Source organism: Microbacterium sp. Leaf159 (genome assembly GCF_001423615.1).
GTDB lineage: Bacteria > Actinomycetota > Actinomycetes > Actinomycetales > Microbacteriaceae > Microbacterium.
This window is the reverse complement of the sequence record NZ_LMOU01000001.1, coordinates 1,034,758-1,052,541: the sequence shown is the minus strand read 5'-3', so window position 1 is coordinate 1,052,541 and position 17,784 is coordinate 1,034,758. Positions and strand designations below refer to the sequence as shown.

At 64.8% G+C, this 17,784-nt stretch carries 15 protein-coding genes; 8 read left to right on the top strand and 7 right to left on the bottom strand.

The genetic code is table 11. From position 1 onward, the window contains the following. Positions 1-314: 314 nt before the first annotated feature. Both ASF80_RS05105 and ASF80_RS05100 read right to left on the bottom strand, forming a co-directional pair. Positions 315-845, bottom strand: a complete 531-nt coding sequence (locus ASF80_RS05105; protein WP_235559886.1) for a hypothetical protein — start codon at positions 843-845, stop codon at positions 315-317. Positions 846-1,039: 194 nt separating this feature from the next. Further along, the gene (locus ASF80_RS05100) at positions 1,040-2,800 is read right to left on the bottom strand and encodes a DUF4012 domain-containing protein (protein ID WP_056308548.1); all 1,761 of its coding nucleotides are present in this window, start codon (positions 2,798-2,800) and stop codon (positions 1,040-1,042) included. Positions 2,801-2,949: 149 nt separating this feature from the next. On the opposite strand from ASF80_RS05100, the gene ASF80_RS05095 reads away from it, so the two are divergent. Then, a complete protein-coding gene (locus ASF80_RS05095; protein ID WP_321163958.1) occupies positions 2,950-3,981 on the top strand; it encodes a glycosyltransferase in 1,032 nt (343 codons plus the stop codon). A gap of 34 nt (positions 3,982-4,015) precedes the next feature. Here the strand turns inward: ASF80_RS05095 and ASF80_RS05090 are convergent, their stop codons facing one another. Both ASF80_RS05090 and ASF80_RS05085 read right to left on the bottom strand, forming a co-directional pair. Then, positions 4,016-4,759 (bottom strand): ABC transporter ATP-binding protein, encoded by a 744-nt coding sequence (locus tag ASF80_RS05090; RefSeq protein ID WP_056308544.1) that lies wholly within the window; start codon positions 4,757-4,759, stop codon positions 4,016-4,018. Further along, complete coding sequence (locus tag ASF80_RS05085; RefSeq protein WP_056308541.1) at positions 4,743-5,576, bottom strand: ABC transporter permease; 834 nt, start codon at positions 5,574-5,576, stop codon at positions 4,743-4,745. The genes ASF80_RS05090 and ASF80_RS05085 overlap by 17 nt, the downstream gene beginning before the upstream one ends. 230 nt (positions 5,577-5,806) lie before the next feature. Between ASF80_RS05085 and ASF80_RS05080 the strand changes: the two genes are divergently transcribed. From ASF80_RS05080 to ASF80_RS05050, 7 genes are read left to right on the top strand one after another with little or no spacing between them, the layout of a single operon-like run. After that, on the top strand, positions 5,807-7,492 hold the full coding sequence (locus tag ASF80_RS05080; RefSeq protein ID WP_056308539.1) for a glycosyltransferase: 1,686 nt from the start codon (positions 5,807-5,809) through the stop codon (positions 7,490-7,492). Then, entirely contained in the window at positions 7,489-8,388 is a 900-nt protein-coding gene (locus tag ASF80_RS05075) for a glycosyltransferase family 2 protein (RefSeq protein WP_235559885.1), read from the top strand. The genes ASF80_RS05080 and ASF80_RS05075 overlap by 4 nt, the downstream gene beginning before the upstream one ends. Then, positions 8,385-10,316 carry a DUF6541 family protein gene (locus ASF80_RS19540; protein ID WP_321163975.1) on the top strand — a complete coding sequence of 644 codons (1,932 nt, stop codon included), beginning with the start codon at positions 8,385-8,387 and terminating at the stop codon, positions 10,314-10,316. The genes ASF80_RS05075 and ASF80_RS19540 overlap by 4 nt, the downstream gene beginning before the upstream one ends. Continuing rightward, positions 10,313-11,203 carry a glycosyltransferase gene (locus ASF80_RS05065; protein ID WP_056308533.1) on the top strand — a complete coding sequence of 297 codons (891 nt, stop codon included), beginning with the start codon at positions 10,313-10,315 and terminating at the stop codon, positions 11,201-11,203. Before ASF80_RS19540 ends, ASF80_RS05065 begins: the two co-directional genes overlap by 4 nt. 52 nt (positions 11,204-11,255) lie before the next feature. Further along, positions 11,256-12,392, top strand: coding sequence for an NAD-dependent epimerase/dehydratase family protein (locus ASF80_RS05060; protein WP_056308531.1), 1,137 nt, complete (start codon positions 11,256-11,258; stop codon positions 12,390-12,392). Then, positions 12,389-13,480, top strand: a complete 1,092-nt coding sequence (locus tag ASF80_RS05055; protein WP_056308530.1) for an acyltransferase family protein — start codon at positions 12,389-12,391, stop codon at positions 13,478-13,480. Before ASF80_RS05060 ends, ASF80_RS05055 begins: the two co-directional genes overlap by 4 nt. A gap of 26 nt (positions 13,481-13,506) precedes the next feature. Further along, entirely contained in the window at positions 13,507-14,607 is a 1,101-nt protein-coding gene (locus ASF80_RS05050; protein ID WP_056308525.1) for a glycosyltransferase family 4 protein, read from the top strand. Positions 14,608-14,610: 3 nt separating this feature from the next. Here the strand turns inward: ASF80_RS05050 and ASF80_RS05045 are convergent, their stop codons facing one another. Genes ASF80_RS05045 through gmd form a run of 3 tightly spaced genes read right to left on the bottom strand, consistent with a single transcriptional unit; the run spans position 14,611 to position 17,765 of the window. Further along, the gene (locus tag ASF80_RS05045) at positions 14,611-15,798 is read right to left on the bottom strand and encodes a DegT/DnrJ/EryC1/StrS family aminotransferase (RefSeq protein WP_056308523.1); all 1,188 of its coding nucleotides are present in this window, start codon (positions 15,796-15,798) and stop codon (positions 14,611-14,613) included. Then, the gene (locus tag ASF80_RS05040; RefSeq protein ID WP_056308521.1) at positions 15,795-16,733 is read right to left on the bottom strand and encodes an NAD-dependent epimerase/dehydratase family protein; all 939 of its coding nucleotides are present in this window, start codon (positions 16,731-16,733) and stop codon (positions 15,795-15,797) included. Before ASF80_RS05040 ends, ASF80_RS05045 begins: the two co-directional genes overlap by 4 nt. 3 nt (positions 16,734-16,736) lie before the next feature. Further along, complete coding sequence (gene gmd, locus ASF80_RS05035) at positions 16,737-17,765, bottom strand: GDP-mannose 4,6-dehydratase (RefSeq protein WP_056308519.1); 1,029 nt, start codon at positions 17,763-17,765, stop codon at positions 16,737-16,739. Positions 17,766-17,784 lie beyond the last annotated feature (19 nt).

Genomic DNA, 17,784 nt, shown 5'->3' with positions numbered 1-17,784 from the left:
GCGTTGCGCGGGCACGGTCTAGGTGAGCCGGTGCGTGCGGCCTGTGAGTCGTGCCCCGTGCCCGAGGGGCAGCGTGTGCGGTGGGGCGGTCTATGCGACCGCCTGAGCATGAGGGCGCGGATTACCGCGCCATACGGCGTGGATGGTGCGATTCCCGCCCTCCCGAGGGCGCGAATAAGCCCACGACCGCCACCTGAGAGTGAGAGTGGCGGTCGTGGGCCTCCGGTACGAGACCGGATTCACCAGACGACGGTGATCGGAGGGGGAGGGATCACCGTCGTCCAGTCGATCCCCGCACGAAGCGAGGATCTGACCTAGGCGCGCTTGCGGCGCACGACTCCTGTCGCGACGAGGGCTCCACCTGCCACGAGGGCAGCGGCTCCTCCGCCGAGAATCCACGGCGACACGCTGCCGCCGGTGAGGGCGAGCTCGAGTCCGCCGCCGGTGAGCGGAAGCTCGGTACCTGCGCTCGCGACCCCGGGGTCGTGATCGCAGCTCGAGGCGTCGTCGTGTCCCTTGGAGACCGTGATGGTCGCGGTGTACGAGCGCGAGCCGGTGAAGGCGAGCGCGTACGAACCGTTGCCGTCGGACGGCGGGCGGAAGGTGACGAGGAGGCTGCCGTCGGCAGCCGCCGTGTTCCCGGACACCGCGGAGTCACCGGCATTGAGACCCGAGACGGACACTCCGACGTTCTCGGACGGCAGGAAGTATCCTGCGCCGAAGGCGACGGTCGATACGTCGCAGATGTCGATGATCGGATCATCGACGCCCACGCGCGGTGTGCCCGAGTACGAGTCGGACTCGGTCGGAACGACCGGCGCGGCAGAGGCGACAGCAGGTGCCATGAGCACGAGTACGCCAGCAGTAAGGCTGATTGCAGCCAGTTTCTTCAGCATGATTCTCCCCAGAATTTCATGCGGAATCGCCCTCGGATACACCCCTGCATCCGACTGCGTGAGTTCTTCCTGTCCCCACGACAGAATTGCAGAACCCAGATATTCCCCAGTGAGAATGACCCTACATCATCGGATGGGGAAAGTCACGACGCGCAACGCAGTTGTTCCCGAGATGTCTCCGGGGTGCGGATCATCGGCGTGTGATCGACGACCGTGAGCCGTTCGCCCGCGCCCGTTCCTTGGTACTCGACGGTGATCGTAGAGGTCTCACCGGGGGCCAGCAGCACCTCGTGCTGCACGGCGGCGCGCGAACCGAGGAGCGCCGTCTGGACGCTCTCCTCCTTCCCGTCGCGGTCGATGTGCGAAGGAGTGGCGCCCTCGGGCCCGTACACGGTGATCAGCGTGCGGGTCGACCCTGCCGGCACGCCGTAGAAGCCGTCGGCCGTGACGTACGGCGGCAGCGACGTGGCAGCATCTGCCGGGGCATCGTTCGTCCACGTCACCGTCACCTGAGTGGTCGGCTGACCGTCGCACGTGCCGATCGAGGTCGAGATGGTGGCGTCGGTGTAGTAATCCATCTTTCCGCCGGTGGTGTCGTTGAACAGCACGCCCACATGGGTCTCGGTGTCGTCGGTCGGAATCGCGCCGCCGAGAGAAGTACCGGAGAGAAGCGCTTCCTCTTCTTCGTGCGCGCTCCAGATCCGGATACGATCCTGATCCGCCGATGCCGCCAAGGCGGAGACCAGGTCCTTCGGTTCGGCCGTCGACAGGGCGGCAGACAGCAGCGCGGCGGCGGCCTGCGAGAAGATCTCGTCCTGCGCCCTCGGGTCTGGGACCGCGGCGTAGATCTCCGAGAGGAGCAGGCTCACCACCGTCTCCTTCGTGACGCTGAAAGGGCCGAAGGTCAGCGGCCCGGTGGCCTCGAGCAGGTTCTCCGTCATGACCGCGTCCACCGCGATGACACCGTCGACGGGCTGCCCGAAGCGGTCCTGCCAGCGGGTGGCGATCGCGGGGCCTGCCTCGGTGAAGTCCGGGATGCTGGTCAGGTTCTGCATGTAGCGGCCTGGACGGTCCTCGAAGAGCGCGACGGTCGATTCGCTGAGCGGGATCGGAGTGTCCAGCGCGGGGAAGTCCGGGACCGAGGCCTGCTGGACCAACGTGATCCGGCCGTTCTCCGCATGGAGCAGCGCGATCGCGCCGATGATTCCGCCGGATGAACGCAGTTCCGCGTTGTTCTGCATCGCCAGCACATAGTTCCGCGGGCCCTCGGCACCGAGCATGGTGGGCAGCAGAGCCGCGGCGCCGTGCAGCGAACCCACCACCGTCGCGGCCTGCGTGACGGTCGATCGCATCTCGCGCACGGCATCCGCGAGCGGGGGGAGCGTCGCATCCGCGTCGATGCCGAGAGCGCGATCCTCGGCGGAACTGAGCGTGGCGCTGGCATCAGCGAGTGAGGGCTCGATCTGCGCGAAAGGTGCGAGGTCGATGACCCCGCCCGACAGGCCCAGGCTGGCGAGGTCGAGTTCCCCGGCGGCCTCGAGCACGGGCACGAGCGCATCGGCGGCGACATCGTCGGCGATCTCGGCGACATCGGCCACCGCCGTGAAGTTCGGCCCCAGCCACGGCACGAACCCGAAGCCCTGCCAGATCGGATCCGATGTGAGGTCATGGGCGGACTCCGCGTGATGGGCGATGCGGGCCGACAGCGATGCGGCCTTGTCGAGGTCGCCCTGGCCGATCGCCTCCTTGAGCGTGGATGACGACGTCGCGACCTGCTGCAGATCGTTCACTGCGCCGATGCCGCGGATCGTCACCCACCCGATCGCGAGCACGAGGAACGTCACGATCACGCCGATGGTCCACCGCAACCACCGACGACGTACAGGCAGGCGTCCGTCACTCACCCCTGCATTCAAGCACGAAGCGGCATATCAGGGGTCTGCGCGGTGCACTCCGGCCTTGTACGGTCGTGCTCCCGGGTTCTTCAGCGTCTGACGACTACTGTTGTCGCATGGGTGCTCGGTTGCGTGTTGTTCTGGATCAACTGACGCATGTGGTCGATCCGGATCACGCATCGGCGGCCTCGGATCTCGCGGCGGCGCTCGTGTCGACGGCCCCGTCCGGCTGCGCTGTGGAGGCGATCATCCCGGCAGGCTCCGAGGTGCACATCCCCGGCCTCGCCGACGTGCGCAGGCTCTCGCTCGCGCGACGGGAGCTCGCGGCGTCCTGGCAGCTCGGGATCGCTCCGGGAGTCGGGGGTGGTCTCATCCACTCCGCGACCTTGATGGCGCCTCTCGTTCGACACGATCGAGTGCACGACCATGACCAGACGACGGTCACGCTCTGGGATCTGCACGCCTGGGAGTCGCCCGAAGTCCTGCCCAAGGCCGCGGTCGCCTGGCAGCGCGCGATGCTGAAGCGCGCGGTCAAGCACGCGGATGCGGTCGTCGTGCCATCGCACGCGGTGGGTGAGCGGCTCGCCGAGGTCGCGAAGCTCAAGGGGCGCATCCGTGTCATCTCCGGCGCTGCTCCCTCAGGTTTCGTCGTCCCGCTCGACGCGGTCGCGCGACGCGCCTCTCTCTCCCTGCCGGCCGGATACGTCGTGCTGACCGGCACCGCGGAGTCGCTGGAGACCGGATTCCGCGCCGCTGTCGCTGCAGGCAAGGACGCGGTGGTCCTCGACGCACCGGAGGGAGCGGAGCCGCGGTTCGCTGAGATCGCAGCGGCCGCCGGACTGCCCGAATCACGTGCGCACGTGCGCGGGTCGCTGTCTGCGGACGACCGGGCCGCGGTCTTCGCGGGTGCCTCCGCGCTGGTGGCGACGAGCGCGCTCGCGGCGTGGCCATGGCGTGTCATCGAGGCCATGACGCTCGGAGTGCCGGTGATCGCCGTCGAGAGCGGAGTGCACCGTGACGTGATCGCGGACGGCGGAGTGATCGTCGGCCCGTCCGACATGGCCGCGGCAGTCGAGAATGCCGTCGGTGACGGGGCCAGACGCCTCAGTGTGCTGGGCGCGGATCGTTCGAGATCGTTCTCGTGGCTCGGCGCCGCAGAGCGCGTGTGGGGTCTGCACGCCGACCTGTGAGGCCTCGCGGGCGGGCCCAGCCGGCCTCGTCTTCTTACGAGCGCATGACCTCGACCGCGTCCTTGCTGGGGCCGTCGTAGCGGATCTTGCCGTTCTGGAGAAGGATGCCGCGATCGCACAGATTCGCGACCATGTTCAGATCGTGGCTGACCACGACGAGGGTCTTGCCCTTCGCATGCAGCTCGCGCACCCGAGCGAGACACTTCTTCTGGAACGGTTCGTCGCCGACCGAGAGGATCTCGTCGATCAGGAGCACGTCCATCTCGGTGTGGATGGCCACGGAGAAGGCCAGACGGAGAAACATCCCCGAGGAGTAATGCTTCACCTCGGTGTCGATGAACTGCTCGATCTCACTGAAGGCGACGATCTCCTCGTACCGCGCCTGGGTCTCCTTCTTGCTCATACCCAGGATCGCCGCGTTGAGGAAGATGTTCTCCCGGCCGGAGAGGTCGGGGTGGAAGCCTGCGCCCACCTCGATCAGACCCGCGACGCGACCGCGGGTGAGCACAGAGCCGGCATCGGGCTCGAGCACTCCCGAGATCAGCTTGAGCATGGTCGACTTGCCGGATCCGTTGAAGCCGAGCAGTGCGACCGACTCGCCCTCGCCGATCTCGAACGAGACGCCGTCCAGAGCGTGGAAGTCGGTCGTCAGCGGCTTGCGACGGATCGCGGCGAGCGCCGTCTCCTTGATGGAGTGAGTGTGTCGGAGCTTGAAGGTCTTGTGGACGTCATCGATGATGATCCGCGGCAGCGCCTGCGTATCAGAGGTCTTGGGCAAAGCGGCCCTCCAGTCGGCGGAAGACGAGCTGGCCGATGACCAGCGCGATGAATGACGTCACGAGTGCGATCAGCCCGTACATCCATACGTCGGGCAGGGGAGCGGCGTCGGGCCCGAGCGGGTACCAGACTCCGTAGTGGAAGAGCTCGACAGCGGCCGTGATCGGGTTGAGTCGATAGAGCACGAAGAGCCAGTCGGGAACGACGCGGGCGACCTGCGTCCACTCGTACATGACGGGCGACGCCCAGATCGCGACCATGACGATGATCTCGACGAAGCTCTGGGCGTCACGGAAGGTCACGTTGATCGAACCGAAGAACAGTCCGAGGCCGCTGGCGAGAACGGCGATGATGACCAGCGCCAGCAGGATTGCTCCTAGTGAGACGAAGGACGGAGTCCACCCGAAGAACAGCGAAATGGCGATCACCACGATGATCTGCGGAACCGTGTTCACGGCGGCGATCAGCATGCTCGCGACGGGGAACATCTCTCGGGGCAGGTAGATCTTCTTGATCAGGGCCGCATTGTCCACGAGTGACCGCGTGCCGTTCGCGAACGCCTCGTTGAAGAAGGTGACGACCGTGATGCCGGAGAGCAGGTAGATCGGGAAGAAGTCGACGCGGTCGTTCAGGCCGAGGAACACACCGATCGCGACGAAGAAGACGACGAACTGGACCAATGGTTTCACATAGGACCAGAGCCAACCGAAGATCGAGCCCCGGTATCTGATCTGCACTTCCTTGCGGACGATGAGCGAGAGGAGATGCCGCTGTCGGAAGACCTCGAGGAGACCTCGATTCGCTCCGGGGGTCGTCATCCTCTGGTCATCGACTGTGCCAGTCTGTTGCACCGCGATTCCACCTTCCGTATGCGCCGACCGTCTCGCGCGCACCGAGAGCAATCATACGAGTCCGCGCACTCGTTCCCTGGCAGATCGATGGGATGGAGCAGCTGCGCGACTCAGGGGCGATCCAGGGTGCGCAGGGCTGTCGCTGATAGGATCACCGAGGTCTCGTGCGTCCGTCGATCTGAAAGCAACCTGAATCTGTGACACTTCTCAAAGCTCTCGACCAGCCCGCACTCTTCAGCTTCTCGGATCAGCAGACGGGGGCACATCTCTCTGATCGGGAGCGTCGCCTGCTCGTGGGAGCGTTGAATTTCCATGCGCTGATGGCTCCCGAACGCACGCTCCGCGTGCACCTCTACGACGGGTCTGTAGACACCACGCCCCGGCTGACGGACGACACCACCTTCACCGGCATGTCCCGCAACAACCGGAATCGTCTCGAGTCCTTTGAGGTCGTCAGCGTCGTGCAGTCGGAAAAGCGGGAACCGGAGCACCCGGAGGCCGAGTCCGAAGCGCTGGTGGCCTCGTCGACCCGTCATCTTCATATCTCCTCTGACGACGTCCTCGCCGCGGATCCCTACCGTCCACCTCGCCGCGGTCTCATCGGCGGTATGGCGCGGCAGGTGAAGTCGAGGGCGCCACTGCTCTACGACGACGCTCGTGACCTGTCTCTGCTGCGATTCCGTAAGAAGCTGACAACCGCGATCGAACCCCGAAGCTACGCGCGGGAGTTCCTTCCCGGCGGCGAGCATGAAGATGACGTGATCGTTCTCGCGCCTCCGGCCGCTGAGGGTGCGCAGAAAGCCGTCATCATCGGACTGCACTGGTTCGAGCTCGGCGGGGCTGAGCTCTGGGCGTTCGAGACGGTCCGCCTCGTACGCGAAGCGGGATTCCTCCCGATCGTGATCAGCAACCGGGATTCCCATCAGCCGTGGGTCACCCGACCTGAGCTCGACGGTGCCCTGATCGTGCCGTTCTCCGAACCGACCGTGGAGTCGCAGACACCCGGTGTCGAGCCCCTGCTGCGCGGGCTGCTCCGGACCTTCGATGTGCGCGGCGTCGTGATCCACCACAACCAGTGGCTCTACGACCGGGTGGCCTGGATTGCTGCTTCCCGTCCGGGTATACCGATCGTCGACAGCACTCACATCGTCGAGTACACAGGCGGTGGTTACCCCTTGTCGAGTGCGATCGCATCGCGATCGATGACGAAGCACCACGTCATCTCGCCGAGCCTCGCAGCTTGGATGACCGACGTCCAGCGCATTCCCGCCGATCGTGTCGTGATGGCGCCGCTGGGAGGTCTGACGGTCAAGCCGAAGGACGCGGAGTTCCGTTCTCGCGCTGCTGACGAGCCGTTCACGGTCGCTTTCGTGGGACGCATGGCACGCCAGAAGGCTCCAGAGGTCTTCGTCGCAATGGCGCACCGGCTCAAGCGCCAGGGGCATACGCTGCGATTCATCCTTCACGGCGACGGCGAACTCTCCAGTTGGGTGGACGACATCATCGCGGCCGATGGGATGACGGCGGACATCATCCGTCGTACCTCGAGAACGCCGGTGTCCGAGACGCTCGACGAGGCGCACGTCCTCGTCGTCGCCTCGCACAACGAGGGACTCACGCTCACCACGCTCGAGGCGATCGCGCACGGCGTGCCGGTCATCTCGACCGACGTGGGTGCGCAGGGGGACATCATCCCGCCGTCCGCGCTCGTGCCGCGTTACGCACGCGTCGCAGCTCGTCGTCTCGCCGAGACGGTCGCGCCCCTCGTCGCAGACGAGTCGGCCAGAGAAGCCCTCTGGCGCAAAGAACGCAAGGCAGAGAAGAAGCTGCTCTCCCAGCAGTCCGCGAGTTCATGGTTCGAGAAAGAGGTGGGCTCGTGGTGAGCGTCGCAGGAGTGGTCGTCACGTTCAATCGGCTGGAGAAGCTGAAGACCGTGATCGCATCGATCGAAGCCCAGACACACCAGGTCGAGACGCTCTTCGTCATCGACAACGCGTCGACCGACGGCACCGCGGAGTACCTGGCATCCCTTGACGCCTCGGTACCCCTCGAAGTGGTCACGATGGCGACCAACTCCGGGGGAGCGGGAGGGTTCTCGGAAGGGATGCTCCGCGGGTACGCGTCGGGCGCCGATCACGTCTGGATCATGGATGACGACTGCTACCCGAAGCCCGAGGCCCTCGCCAGTCTGATCGCGGGTTTCGACGGCGCTGTCGCCGAACTCGGGGGTGACGTGCCCTTCGCCTGCTCGGTCGTGGAGTTCACCGACGGAAGCATCTGCGAGATGAACAACCCTGTGACCACATGGGACTGGGGGCGGCTGCTCGTCAAGGGGCAGAAGAACGTCATGGTGACGGCGTGCTCCTTCGTGTCCGTCCTGATCCCGCGCTGGGCGATCGCGGAATACGGTCTGCCGTACTCCGAGTACTTCATCTGGTTCGACGACCGTGAGTACACGCTGCGGCTCACCGCGCGCTGCCCCGGCGTGCAGGTGCTCGACAGCGTCGTCGTCCATGACATGGGTGACAACCGCGGCGTGAACTTCGCGATGGTGGACCGCAAAAGCCTGTGGAAGTTCTCGTACGGCGTGCGCAACGAGGCATCGTGGCAGCTCCACCACCGCGGCCTGCTGTACTTCGTCGAGTTCGGCGCTCGGCTGTTCGTCAGTCTCCACCGCGGTCGGGTGCCTCTCGATCTGCGCGCGAAGCTTCTCGGAAAGTGGCTGAAGGGCATCACCTTCAACCCGAAGATCCGGTATCCGGAGAGCCAGGCGCGATGACGTGGTTCGAGGCTCTGCCTGGACTCGGCGCCGCGATCCTTCTGCTGTTCGCACCGGGCTACCTCGTCGCGTGGCTTCTGACACTGCGTGGCTTGTGGGCTTGGGCTTTTGCGCCTTTGGCATCAGCGAGCGTCATCGCGATAAGCGCCATCTGGTCAACGGCAACCGGCCTGTCTTGGTCATGGCTGCCGGTCGTGATCACGACCGCAGTGGTCGGCGCGGTGGCCGCTGTAGTGGGGTGGCTGACGCGACGCAGAGACCCCATGCCGGTCGGAACCACTCGCTCGCCGCTGACGGCGATCATCGTCGGCGGTGCGGCAGTCCTCGTCGGCGCGCAGGTGTTCGCGATCATCGGCGCACCAGAGAACATCTCGCAGTCGTTCGACAACATATTCCATCTCAACGCGATCAGATTCGTGCTCGAAACAGGATCGGCTTCGCCGCTGACTGTCGGCTCGATGACCAGCGACACCGGCGGCGTCTGGTTCTATCCGAGCGGCTGGCACGCATCCGTGGCGCTGGTCGCGCAGCTCTCGGGGATGTCGATCATGGCAGCCTCGAACGCCGTGACGATCGTCGTTGCAGCGTTGGTCTGGCCCGCGACCATCCTGCTGCTCACTCGCACGCTGATGGGGAGCTCGCGATCCACGCTGATCGCCGCCGGCGCGCTGAGCGGTCTGATCCCGGCTTTTCCGATACTGATGCTCGACTACGGCGTGCTGTACCCGTATCTGCTCGGTGTGGCGCTGGTACCTGCTGCGCTCGCGGCGATGGTCTCCATGCTGCGTCTCGGCAGCGAGAAGTCTGCGCCCCCGATTCTGGTGCTGGTCTTCGCTGTGCTCGGTGGCCTGCCTGGGATCGCTGTGGCGCATCCTGGGGCTTTCGTGGCCTGGATGGTGTTGTCGGTGCTTGCAGGACTCGTCGCCTTCGTCTGTCTCCTGCAGACACGCCCGGAACGGGCGACCGTCGTTCGCTACTCCATCGTCGTGGGCGCCTCGCTGATCGCCGCGGCCGGAGCCTGGAAGGTGCTCAAACCTGCTGCCGAGGCGCGGGGATGGCCGGTGGAGCAGTCCGTAGCGCAGGCTATTGGGCAGGCGATCACGGTGGCTCCGACGTACGGCAACGTTCCGTGGGTCGTGGCTGGGCTGCTTCTTGCTGGCGTCGTCGCAGCTTTGCGCACGCGGCACAGGGCGGATATCTTCGCGCTTCTCGCATTGGTAGTCGTCGCAACGCTGTACATCGTCGCGAGCGCACTTCCTTGGCATCAGCTACGCGATCTGCTGACTGCCGCCTGGTATAACAACTCACCGCGTCTCGCCGCGCTGCTTCCGATGGTCGTGGTCCCGATCGCGGCCTATGGTGCTGCGGGTGTTTTTCGCTGGGTTCGCAGTCGCATTCACAAGGCTGACGGTCGGCGCCCGCTGATCGCGGGGATCGCGGTGGTCTCGATCGCGGCGCTCGGCGGACAGATCTACGCGTCCGGCGAAGCAATCCGACTGGCGTCCGCGGTCTACACGTACTCTGACCAGTCTCGCCTGATCACGCTTGATGAGAAGGCATTGCTCGAGCGGCTTCCGGACGAGGTCCCTGAGGGTGCGACGATCGCCGGCAGCGGGTGGACCGGCGCCGGCCTTGCCTACGCGTTCTCTGATCGCGAGGTGTTGATGCCGCACGTGCTGATGGACTTCACGACGGACGACTTGCTCATCCTGGACGACCTCGCCGATGCCGAGCCGGGGTCAGCGGTCTGCGACGCACTCGACCGAGCCGATGTCGAGTATGTGCTCGACTTCGGGACACAGGAGATCCATGGAGCAGAACATCAGTACCGAGGACTCGCCGACCTCGACGATTCGGAGGCAGTCGAGCTCGTGGACGAGGTCGGCGACGCTCGCCTCTACCGAGTGACAGGATGTGACACACCATGACCCACGAGATCTTCATTCCTTTCTGGGGAGACCCCGGCCACCTCTACGAGACCATCCGCTCCGTGCAGGCGCAGACAGTCACGGACTGGCGGGTCGTCGTGATCGACGACTGCTACCCGGACGAATCCGTACGGGAATTCTTCACGGCGCTCGACGACGATCGAGTCGAGTACACCCGCAACGACGTGAACCTTGGCATCACGGAGAACTATCGCGAAGCCATCCGCCGTGCGTCCAGTGAGTTCGTCACGATTATGGGATGCGACGACCTCATGCATCCCAACTATCTCGAGGTTATCGAGCGCGCGACGGCACGCGTGCCGAGCGCGGATGTGATCCAGCCGGGCGTCATAGTCATCGATGAGACCGGCCGAGAGATTGCGCCTCTCGTGGATCGGGTCAAGCAGGGCATTCTCGCGCCCCGGGGTGGCACCGGGGTGGCAGTTCTGCAAGGTGATCGGATGGCGACCAGCCTGATCCGCGGTGACTGGTTGTATTGGCCGTCGCTGACGTTCAGGACCGAGACCCTGAAGCGGATCGACTTCCGTGACGGACTGCCGATCATCCAGGATCTCGCGCTTCTCATGGATATTGCGTTCGACGGAGGGACGTTGGCGTACGCGCCCGAGATGGCGTTCTCGTATCGTAGACACGGCGGAAGCGCGTCGCAGAGGACTCTTCTCGACGGGCGTCGTTTCCGAGATGAGCGCACGTACTACCGCCAGGCAGCTGCCCTCGCCCAGGTAAAGGGGTGGCGGCGGACGGAGATCACCGCGCGAATCCGTCTGATGTCACGACTGCATGGAATCGCCGAGCTCCCGGGCGTCGCCCGGCGCGGCACCGGGGCCGGGATAAACTCGACGCTGGCGCACATCTTCGCGCTCTGACCGGCTGAATCTCCGCGTCCGAGCGGTTGCACCCACCTACAGGAGACATCACATGGCTGAACACGTCCTCATCACCGGAGGCGCGGGCTTCATCGGCACGCGACTCGCGCGTCGCTTCGTCGAGGCGGGTCATACCGTAACTGTTCTTGATGCCCTCATCGCTCAGGTCCATGGCTCGGATCCTCGCAACGATTCGCCGTTGCTCAAATCCATCGACGGCATTGCGACGGTGATCGAAGGCACCGTGACTTCCTCCGATGACCTCCGACGCGCACTCGAGGGCGCCACTATCGTCGTGCACCTGGCGGCAGAGACCGGCACGGGGCAGTCGATGTATGAGATCGATCGTTACACCGAGACGAACATCGGCGGTACAGCGAAACTCCTCAACCTCCTCGCGAATGAGCCGCACTCGGTTCGTCGTGTCGTGGTCGCCTCGTCTCGCTCGATCTACGGTGAGGGCGCGTACCGCACCTCTGACGGACGTATCGTCTATCCGGCGCATCGCCAGGACGCGGACATGTCCATCGGCGATTTCGAGGTCAAGTTCGGCGGCGAGGGCGGGCTCGAGCTCATTCCGACCGACGAGAGTGCAAAACTCCACCCGTCATCGGTGTACGGGATCACGAAGCAGATGCAGGAATCCTTGATCATGACGGTCGCTCCGACGATCGGCATCGAGCCCGTGTCGCTCCGTTACCAGAACGTGTACGGGCCGGGGCAGTCGCTCAAGAATCCGTACACGGGCATCTTGTCGATCTTTTCCACTCTGATCCGACAGGGGAAGGGAATAAACATCTTCGAAGACGGTCTCGAGACCCGTGACTTCGTGTACATCGACGATGTGGTCGAAGCGACGTTCCTTGGAGCAACCCACCCGGAGGCAGCCGGCAATATCTTCAATGTCGGATCGGGTGTCGCGACCAGCGTCCAGGAAGTTGTGGGAGCGCTGTTCGCAGCTTTCGGCACTGACGTCCCCACTCATATCTCCGGCAACTACCGACTCGGCGATATCCGCCACAACGTGGCCGACACGACAAGACTTGAAGAGACGCTCAGTTTCACGCCCCGCGTGGCGTTCGCGGACGGTGTGAAGCGTTTCGCGGAATGGGTGCTGACCGAGCCGATCGAGGGTGACACGTACCAGAAGTCGCTGGACGAGATGGCTTCTCGGAACCTCTTGAAGTGAGCGCCGGCAACGCACTCGCGGGAAGCCCGTTCCCGTATCGCGATAACAGCCTCAACCTGTTCCGTCTCGTCCTTGCAGGCCTGGTCCTGTTCGCGCACAGTTGGTATATCGCAGGGACGGGCGTCGGACCGCAGATCCAGGGAGAGAACCTCGGTGGGTGGGCGGTCGCGGGATTCTTCGTGTTGAGCGGATTCCTCATCACGAGGAGTCGCTTCCGCACAGGGGCTGGAGATTATCTGCTGCATCGCGTCGCGCGGATCTACCCCGCTTTCGTCGTGTGCCTTCTGGTGACGGCCGCCGTGTTCGGCCCCATTGCAGCGATGATCGAGAACGGCACCCTCGCCGGGTACGTGAGCACGCCCATCACTCCACTCGAGTACGTGTGGGCCAACCTCGGTCTCGATATCGTGAACTATGACATCGGGGCGACTCTGGACACGGTTCCGTACCCGAACGCGTGGAATGGATCCCTTTGGACCTTGTACTACGAGTTCCTCTGCTACTTGATCGTCTGGATCCTCGGAGCGTGGGCGTTCTTCCGTCGCTCGTTCGTGCCTGCCGCCGCTGTCTTCCTCGCCTCTGTCCTGGTGTGGATGAACGTGGGTCTCGCTGAACGGGTCGGGCTCGACGGCAGCTTCGTATTGCTCTTCAAACTCCTTCCCTTCTTCCTCGGCGGAGCTGTCGCGTTTCTGGTGATCGAGCGATTCGGGATCAACCGGTGGATCGCGCTCGCGTCGCTCCTCCTCGCTCTCGTGTCCATCGCATTCATCCCGCACTGGGGCGGGCAGATATCTTCTCCGTTCCTCGCTTACGGCCTGCTCTATCTGTCGACTGTGATCCCGCAACCGTCGTGGATCGCCAAGAATGACATCTCCTACGGCTTCTACATATACGCGTGGCCGATCCAACAACTCACGGTGCTGTTCGGTGGTGATCGATGGGGTATGGCCGTCTTCATCGGCATCACGATCATCGGAACCGTCGCCCTTGCCGCGCTGAGCTGGTTCCTCGTCGAGCGCCCGTGCATGCGGCGTGTGCGCAGCCGCGGTTCGAGCCCGCGCTCGGCCATCGTCGCACCCTCCGCGTGAAACACACCCAAAAAGGATATTCCGTAATGGCACGAATCTTCGTCGACCTCCTCTCGCTCACCGGAAAGAAGGGCGGAATGGAGACGTACGCTCGGGAACTGTACACGCAGCTCGGTCGCCTCGCTCCGGAACACGAGTACATCGGTTACTTCAGCAAGGAGGGCTGGGAACTCGACCGGAGCTGGTTCCCAGGTGAGGGGATAGCGTCAGGGATCAGCGGCGAGAACAGGTTCGCCTGGGCGTGGGGAGAGCTGAGGTGCGGACGAGCGGCTGCAGCGGCTGGCGCGGATCTACTGCACTCTCCGATGACGCTCGGACCGGCGAAGACGAAGATGCCTGCGGTCATCAGCATGCACGACATGCTCTACTGGAGCCACCCCCAGTACATGTCGACGCCGATGTACACCCTGCCGGTCAAGGTGATGGAGCGTCTCGCAGCACGCAACGCCTCTCGTATCCTCACGATCAGCGAGGTGTCTCGTCAGGCGATCGTGCGCTATCTGAAGGTCAGCGCAGACAACATCGACCTTGTTCCGCTCGCCGGCACGCCCCTGCAGGGCGTGGACAGAACACGTGCGTCCGTCGACGGGCCCATGATCCTCGCTACCGGCAACCGGCGCCCTCACAAGAACTGGCCTTCGCTCATCAAGTCGCTGCCATTGATCGACCCCGAAGTCCGACCACGCGTCGTGGTCACCGGAAGTCATGGTGATGACCCACTCCTCGAGGTCGTGGCCGAGACGGGGATGCAGGATTGGGTCGAGCTGCGCTCGTGGGTCGACACAGACGAGATGCGAGAGCTGTACTCGACGGCGACGGCCCTCGCGATGCCATCCTTCGCGGACGGTTTCTCCCTGCCCGCCCTCGAGGCCATGATGGCAGGGCTTCCCGTGATGATCAGCGACATCCCCGTCTACAGGGAAGTCGTCGGAGACGTGGCCCTGTTCATCGACCCGAATGATCTCGGATCGATCGCGAAGGCGATGACGACCGCGGCGACCGATCCGGAGCGGATGCTCGACCTGACCCGTCGCGGCTACGAGCGTGCTGAGCTCTTCTCATGGGAGAAGACGGCGAAGGGCACGCTCGAGTCGTTCGAACGTGCCCTTCGCGACGGGAACGGCTGAGGCCTAGGTTCGAGCAACCCGCTCGACGGTCTCGGCGACGAGATCGATGCCGTCCTGCACGGGGTAGTGGTGGTTGCCCACGAAGAGCCCGTCTTCGTGGACCTTATCGGCCGCAGGTAGTGCGTCCGGAACGATGGCATCGAGGTGAGCCATCACGGGGTTTCGAGTGAAGTTCCCGGCCACGATCGGGCGGGACTCAATGCTCGCTTCGGCGAAAGCGGCGACCAGGTCGGCGCGGCGTCCGGCCAGCGCTCCCTCGAGCACCAGCGAGAAGCCGAACCAGCTGCTCTCGCCGGTCTCCTTCTGAAGACGCACGGAGGAGATGCCAGCGAAGCGCTCTGCGAAGTACGCCGCATTCTCGCGGCGGCCAGCCACGAGTGCGGGGATCTTCTTCAGCTGCTCCAGGCCGAGCGCGCCCTCCATCTCGAGCGGACGCACGTTGTAGCCGGGAAGCACGAACCTGAACAGGTCGTCCCACGCGTTGCCGGTCTTGTCATGCACGTGGTTCTGGTCGGGGAGGTCGCGCGTCCAGCCGTGCGAGCGCAGCGACAGCATCTCCTGATAGATCTGCTCGTCGTCCGTGAGGATCACGCCGCCTTCCATCGTCGCGATGTGGTGCGAGAAGAACGAGCTGAAGGTTCCCATGAGCCCTGCCGTTCCCGCGTTGATCCCATCGCTCACAGCGCCCAGGGATTCGCAGTTGTCCTCCATCAGGAGCAGCCCGTGCCGCTCGCAGATCTGTCGTAGGCGTGTGAAGTCGTTCGGGTTGCCGAGCAGGTTGACCGCGAAGACCGCTTTGGTGCGGGGACCGATCGCCTCCTCCAACAGGTCGAGGTCGACGTTGAGTGTGTCGAGGTCGATGTCGACGAATCGGGGGCGTAGACCGTACTGGGTCAGCGGGTAGTACGTGGTCGGCCATGACACAGCGGGCACGAGGACCTCGTCGCCACGGTTGAGGTCGATCCGGGGATCGAGAACCGCGGCGGCAACGGCGATCAGATTCGCAGAGCTGCCCGAATTGACCATGACACCGTAGGAGGCACCGAAGTGCGCGGCGAACCCGGCCTCGAACTCCTTCACGAGGGGGCCCATCGTGAAGCGTCCGCTGTCGGTGACGCGGCGGATCGCCGCATACTCCGCGTCATCCCAGGTGGTCGTGGCCAGTGGGTAGGCCCGTTCGGCAGAGGTCATCGCAGTTCTCCATTCGCAACATGTCTCAGGTAGGAGTCGTAGCAGGCACGCATGCCGTCGATCATCGTGGTCGTCGGCAGCCAGCCGTGGGATCGGGCGACGGATGAGTCGATCAGGCGCTGCGGAACCCCGCTGGGCCGTGTGGCGTCGAACTCGAGGTCGCCGTCGTAGTCCACGACCTCACTCGCGAACTCGTAGAATTCGCGGATGCTGTGGTCTGTGCCCGCGCCGACGTTCATGGTCGACGGCCAGTTCGCGAGGTCATCGATCGCCCCCACGAGCCAGTCCGCCAGGTCGGGCGCGAAGGTGAACTCCCGCCGCGCGGTGCCGTCACCCCACACCGATACGGAGGACGAGCCGGAGGTCTTCGCCTCGTGCGTCTTGCGGATCGTGGAGGCGATCAGGTGAGCCCGATCGGCCGCGAAGGTGTCGTTCGGCCCGTACAGGTTCGACGGAAGCAGCGACCGATAGGCGAGCCCCGTCTGCTGCGCGGCGTAGCGGACGGCCGTGAGCCCGGTGAGCTTCGCGAGACCGTACCCCTCGTTGGCGGACTCCAAGGCGCCGCGGAAGAGTTGAGACTCGTCGATGGGGCTCTCCGCCGAGGCAGGGTAGGCCGCGGCGCTCGCGATATAGACCAGACCGGGCACCTCGTTCGACACGGCGGCTTCGATCACGGCGCGATCGACGGCCAGGTTGTCGAGCAGGTAGGGGAGGGGACGTGCGATCTTGTCAGCGATGCCGCCGACGACGGCTGCGGCATGGACGATCACGTCCGGTCGCGCCGATCGCACCGCGCGACCGGTCGCCTCCGTGTCGCGGAGGTCGACATCGCTGCGCCGGAGCGCGACGATGTCATCGTCCGGGCGACGTGATGTCCACCGCTCGACGATGCTGGAGCCGAGCATTCCGCCCGCCCCGGTGATCAGAACGCGCACGTGTCAGCTCTGGACCTGATCGACGTAGTGCCGGCCCTCGACCTCGAGGCTCGCGGCGTCGGCATCCACCATGATCTGGGCGAGGCGAGGGGTGAGCACCTTCGGCTCCCAGCCGAGGAGGTCCTTCGCGCGGCCGAAGTCACCGACGAGCGCGTCGACCTCGGTCGGGCGCAGGTAGCGCTCATCGAACTTCACGTACTTCTCCCAGTCGAGGCCGACGTGCTCGAACGAGAACTGCAGGAAGTCCTTGACCGTGTAAGCAGTGTTCGTGGCGAGGACGTAATCGGTGGGCTCGTCGTGCTGGAGCATGCGCCACATGCCTTCGACGTACTCGGGAGCGTAGCCCCAGTCTCGGACCGAGTCGAGGTTGCCGAGGTACAGCTCGTCCTGGAGACCTGCCGCGATGCGCGCGACGGCGCGCGTGATCTTGCGCGTCACGAAGGTGCCGCCACGTCGGGGCGACTCGTGGTTGAACAGGATGCCGTTGACCGCGAAGAGGTCGTAGGCCTCGCGGTAGTTACGCGTGATCCAGTAGGAGTAGACCTTGGCGACGCCATAGGGCGAGCGCGGGTAGAACGGGGTCTCCTCGTTCTGGGGCGGAGGTGTCGCGCCGAACATCTCGGAGCTGGATGCCTGGTAGAAACGGCAGTCGACGTGAGCGGCGCGGATGGCCTCGAGCAGTCGCGTCGTAGCGAGCCCGGTGACGTCACCCGTGTACTCGGGCTCGTCGAAGCTCACGCGCACGTGCGACTGCGCGGCGAGGTTGTACACCTCGTGCGGCTGGATCTCGTTGAGGAGGGTGACCAGACGCGATCCGTCCGCGAGGTCGGCGAAGTGGAGGAACAGCCTGTGGTTCTCGGACTGCGCGGGCTGGTAGATGTGGTCGATGCGCTGGGTGTTGAATGACGACGATCGACGGATCAAGCCGTGGACCTCATACCCCTTGGAGAGGAGCAGCTCAGCGAGGTAGCTGCCGTCCTGTCCGGTGATTCCGGTGATGAGGGCGCGCTTCGGCGCCAGGCTTTCGGTCATGAAGATTGCTCCTGTATCG

Coding starts and splice junctions, on each gene's coding strand:
- ASF80_RS05105 (WP_235559886.1), bottom strand. CDS start 845: ATGGCACCTGCTGTCGCCTCTGCCGCGCCGGTCGTTCCGACCGAGTCC.
- ASF80_RS05085 (WP_056308541.1), bottom strand. CDS start 5,576: ATGACGACCCCCGGAGCGAATCGAGGTCTCCTCGAGGTCTTCCGACAG.
- ASF80_RS19540 (WP_321163975.1), top strand. CDS start 8,385: ATGACGTGGTTCGAGGCTCTGCCTGGACTCGGCGCCGCGATCCTTCTG.
- ASF80_RS05065 (WP_056308533.1), top strand. CDS start 10,313: ATGACCCACGAGATCTTCATTCCTTTCTGGGGAGACCCCGGCCACCTC.
- ASF80_RS05060 (WP_056308531.1), top strand. CDS start 11,256: ATGGCTGAACACGTCCTCATCACCGGAGGCGCGGGCTTCATCGGCACG.
- ASF80_RS05050 (WP_056308525.1), top strand. CDS start 13,507: ATGGCACGAATCTTCGTCGACCTCCTCTCGCTCACCGGAAAGAAGGGC.
- ASF80_RS05045 (WP_056308523.1), bottom strand. CDS start 15,798: ATGACCTCTGCCGAACGGGCCTACCCACTGGCCACGACCACCTGGGAT.
- gmd (WP_056308519.1), bottom strand. CDS start 17,765: ATGACCGAAAGCCTGGCGCCGAAGCGCGCCCTCATCACCGGAATCACC.